Raw genomic sequence first — 4,152 nt, 5'->3', positions numbered from 1 at the left:
TTGCATTCCAAATGTGGGAGCGAGCTTGCTCGCGAAGAGGGCATCAGAGTCGACGATGATCTAAGGCAATGTCTGCGCATTCGGCAACACCCGCTCCCGCACACACGCGCCACGCAAATGCTTTTCAAACTGCTCGATGATCGCCGCCCAGCCCTGGCGACTGGCATGCTGCCGCGCATTCAGACGCACACAGCGCAAGCGCTCGTCCTCTTCCAATAACCACGCCGCCGCATCGCAAAACGCTTCCTCATCCCCGGGCATCGCCAGCACGCCGTTGTAGCCATGGCGAATGTGCTGCGCCGCCGCAGCCTGATCGTAAGCCACCACCCCCAGCCCTGACGCCAGCGCCTCAAGCACCACATTACCGAAGGTTTCGGTCATGCTCGGGAACAGAAAAATATCGCCGGACGCATAGTGCGCCGCCAGTGCTTCGCCGCGCTGTGAACCACAGAAGATCGCCTCGGGCAGCTCCTTTTCCAGCGCAGGCCGTTGCGGCCCGTCGCCGACCACGATCAGCTTCAGTTTGCGCTGTGGATAAGTGCCGCACAGGGTGTCGAAGCAGCGCTTGAGCAGGCCGAGGTTCTTTTCCGGGGCCAGCCGGCCGACGTGAATCACCGCGATGTCCTGCTCGCTCAGGCCCCATTGCTCACGCAAGCCGTTCAGGCGCTTGGCCGGATGAAACAACTGGCTGTCCACGCCGCGAGAGAGCAGGGCGAGGCGGTCGAAATGCCGACGCTCCAGTTCCAGGCGCTGACTGACGCTCGGCACCAGGGTCATTGCCGAGCGATTGTGAAACCAGCGCAGATAATGGGTCAGCAAGCGCGTCAGCAAACTCAGTCCGTACTGGTGGGTGTATTGCTGGAAATTGGTGTGAAAACCGCTGACCACCGAGATCCCCAGACGTCGCGCCGCACGCAACGCCGACAAACCGAGCGGGCCTTCGGTGGCGATGTACAAAACGTCCGGGCGATGACGCTTCCAGCGCCGCAGCAGCTTGTGCATCGACGACTGTCCCCATTGCAGACCGGGATAACCCGGCAACGGCCAGCCCCGGCACAACAGCAAGGCATCGTCCTCGACGCGCTGCGGATCGCCCGCCTGGCGCGGTCGCACCAGTTCAACCTGATGCCCACGCGCGCGCAAGCCATCGCACAAGCGACCAAGGGTATTGGCCACCCCGTTGATTTCCGGTGGGAAGGTTTCGCTGATCAGGGTGATATGCAGAGCTGTCGTCATGACCTCAGTGTCGATTGAGGCGATGTCGTCATTGTGTCGAGTTGATGATCGATTGATGACAGCTGCTTACCGTGTGCCTAAACCTTTTGCCTGCCCGGTCGTTAGCCTTGACTTGAACTCTTTCCAGGAAATATGGCTGTGTCCGAGAATGCTTATGCACCGCCTGAGGCGGAACTGTTGGTTGCGGATGAACAAACACCAGAGTTTTATGTTGTTGCACGGTGGAAGTTCATTCTGCTGGCGATCCTCAGTTTTGGCCTGTATTTCTACTTCTGGATTTACAAAAACTGGAGTCAGTACAAGCGCAGTACTCGACAGGAGCTATGGCCGTGGGCGCGAGCGTTTTTCTATTTGTTTTTCGTGCATCAGCTTTATCGGCAGGCCAAAAAACGAATCCATGACAGAGGTGGAAAGTCCGATTGGGATCTTGAGCAATGGGCAACAGTCTTTGTTGTACTGACCGTAGTCGCGCACATATTCGAAAAGCTTCCCAGGCAGATTCCAGAGCTGAGTTTTCTTGGCCTTGTCGCCTTGATCATGCTGCCGATAAGAGTTTATGTCGCAAGCCAAGGGCAACAACTGATCAATTTGGCCGCCAGCGATCCTCAAGGCCTGAGTAACAATCGCCTCAACGCCTGGAACTTGCTGATTATCTTGCCAGGCGCTGCGGCGTGGGTATTGGTAGGGCTGCTTCTAGGCGGCGTTTACCCCTGAGTTGCCAGAAGGATTGATGCCTGGAGGCTCAGACTTTTTCCTGAGCCAGCATCTCGGCACCGCGCTCACGCACCCAGAACAACGTCGCTCCCGCTACCGCCGCCGGCATCATCAGAATGTTCACCACCGGAATCAGCAGCGCCAGATAGACGATCCCGCCAAAACTCATGCTCTGCCAGCGTTTCTGCCGCAGCCAGGCGAGCATCTCGTTCCAGCCCAGTTTGTGGTTGTCCGCCGGGTAGTCGATGTACTGGATCGCCATCATCCACACGCCGAACAGCAGCCACAGCGGGGCGGCGACGATGTTCACCACCGGGATGAACGAGAGAATGAACAGGCCGATCGCCCGCGGCAGGAAATAGCCGAGTTTGCGCATTTCCCGGGCTAGGGTGCGCGGGATCATCGCAATCAGTTCGCCCCAGCTGAAGGCCGGGAAATCATCGGTGCCGCGTACCACCACTTCGACTTTTTCCGCGAGGAAACCGTTGAACGGCGCAGCGATCACGTTGGCGAGCATGGTGAAGGTGAAGAACACCATCAACGCCACCAGCACCACGAACAGCGGCCAGAGGATGTAGCTGAGGAAACTCAGCCAGTCGGGCAGCGACGGCATCAGGCTGTCGACCCACAGGCTGAACTGATGGCCGGCCAGATAGATCAATCCGACGAACAGCACCAGGTTGATCGCCAGCGGCAGCAACACGAACAGGCGCAGGCCCGGGCTGAGAACCAGTTTGAGGCCTTCGCGCAGGTATTGCGGGCCAGACAGAACAGGGGCGGGCATAAGGTGCTCCGAGCAAGGGAAAACGCGCCGACCTTACCGACTTTGCAACAGGTGCGAAAGCGCGGCAGAGTGATCGACATTCACTGTAACAAAGACGTCGATCTGGTCGGAGTCTGCGTATAGAGACCACCTATGAGCTGGATTGTTAATCCGTATTTCCTTAATCTTGCCCCCCTCGATACGCTGCACCCAACTTTTTACAGGACTGTCGAGCTCATGCCTTCCCCAAGGTTATCCACAGTCCTTTTTTATTCCCGCCGGCAGTCCGGCGTTCCGCGCCAGTGTTTCGGCCCGGTCAACAGGAGCAGGTCATGTCTGAAGTCCGTCATTCGCGAGTGATTATTCTCGGTTCCGGCCCTGCCGGTTACAGCGCTGCGGTCTACGCCGCCCGTGCCAACCTCAAGCCACTGCTGATTACCGGCATGCAGGCCGGCGGTCAATTGACCACCACCACCGAAGTCGACAACTGGCCGGGCGACGTGCACGGCCTGACCGGTCCGGCCCTGATGGAGCGGATGCGCGAGCACGCCGAGCGTTTTGAAACCGAGATCGTTTTCGATCACATCAACGCCGTGGACTTCGCTGCCAAGCCGTACACCCTGACCGGCGACAGCGCGACTTACACCTGCGACGCCCTGATCATCGCTACCGGTGCCAGCGCTCGCTACCTGGGCCTGCCGTCGGAAGAAGCGTTCATGGGCAAAGGCGTTTCGGCCTGCGCGACCTGCGACGGTTTCTTCTACCGCAACAAGCCAGTGGCGGTGGTCGGTGGCGGCAACACCGCTGTTGAAGAGGCACTGTACCTGGCCAACATCGCCAGCACCGTGACTCTGATCCACCGTCGCGAAACCTTCCGCGCCGAGAAGATCCTGATCGACAAGCTCAACGCCCGCGTGGCCGAAGGCAAGATCATCCTCAAGTTGAACGCCAACCTCGACGAAGTGCTGGGCGACAACATGGGTGTGACCGGTGCGCGTCTGAAGAACAACGACGGCAGCTTCGACGAGATCAAAGTCGACGGCGTGTTCATCGCCATTGGCCACACCCCGAACACTTCGCTGTTCGAAGGCCAGTTGACCCTGAAAGACGGTTATCTGGTAGTGCAGGGCGGCCGTGACGGCAACGCCACTGCCACCAGCGTCGAAGGTATCTTCGCTGCCGGCGACGTGGCTGACCATGTTTACCGTCAGGCCATCACCTCGGCCGGCGCCGGCTGCATGGCGGCACTGGACACCGAGCGTTACCTGGACGGTCTGCAGAACGCTTCGTTCTAAATCGCAGACACAAAAAAACCGGCTTCGGCCGGTTTTTTTATGCCCGTATTTCCGCTACATCGCATAACCCTGTGGGAGCGGGCTTGCTCGCGAAAGCGGTGTGTCAGACAAAGAAAAGTCGCCTGGCACGGCGCCTTCGCGAGC

4 protein-coding genes are annotated in these 4,152 nt (G+C 59.1%); 2 read left to right on the top strand and 2 right to left on the bottom strand.

Annotated elements, in window-relative coordinates; translation table 11 throughout:
• Positions 1 to 60: 60 nt before the first annotated feature.
• Positions 61 to 1,260 carry a glycosyltransferase family 1 protein gene (locus tag QMX91_RS29425; RefSeq protein ID WP_135294971.1) on the bottom strand — a complete coding sequence of 400 codons (1,200 nt, stop codon included), beginning with the start codon at positions 1,258 to 1,260 and terminating at the stop codon, positions 61 to 63.
• A 114-nt stretch (positions 1,261 to 1,374) separates the two neighbouring features.
• Here QMX91_RS29425 and QMX91_RS29420 point away from each other — a divergent pair, with 114 nt between their 5' ends.
• Positions 1,375 to 1,950: a hypothetical protein gene (locus QMX91_RS29420; RefSeq protein WP_127646215.1), complete on the top strand. Its 576-nt coding sequence runs from the start codon at positions 1,375 to 1,377 to the stop codon at positions 1,948 to 1,950.
• Between the two features lie 28 nt (positions 1,951 to 1,978).
• Here QMX91_RS29420 and cysZ read toward each other — a convergent pair whose 3' ends face one another.
• Positions 1,979 to 2,734, bottom strand: a complete 756-nt coding sequence (cysZ, locus tag QMX91_RS29415) for a sulfate transporter CysZ (RefSeq protein WP_027610866.1) — start codon at positions 2,732 to 2,734, stop codon at positions 1,979 to 1,981.
• A gap of 311 nt (positions 2,735 to 3,045) precedes the next feature.
• Here cysZ and trxB point away from each other — a divergent pair, with 311 nt between their 5' ends.
• On the top strand, positions 3,046 to 4,008 hold the full coding sequence (gene trxB / locus QMX91_RS29410) for a thioredoxin-disulfide reductase (RefSeq protein WP_003221727.1): 963 nt from the start codon (positions 3,046 to 3,048) through the stop codon (positions 4,006 to 4,008).
• The last annotated feature ends 144 nt before the right edge of the window (positions 4,009 to 4,152 follow it).

The organism is Pseudomonas sp. PS01299 (assembly GCF_029960145.1).
Classification (GTDB): Bacteria; Pseudomonadota; Gammaproteobacteria; order Pseudomonadales; family Pseudomonadaceae; genus Aquipseudomonas; species Aquipseudomonas putida_A.
The sequence above is the reverse complement of the archived record's forward strand: the minus strand, read 5'-3'. Positions and strand labels throughout refer to the sequence as shown.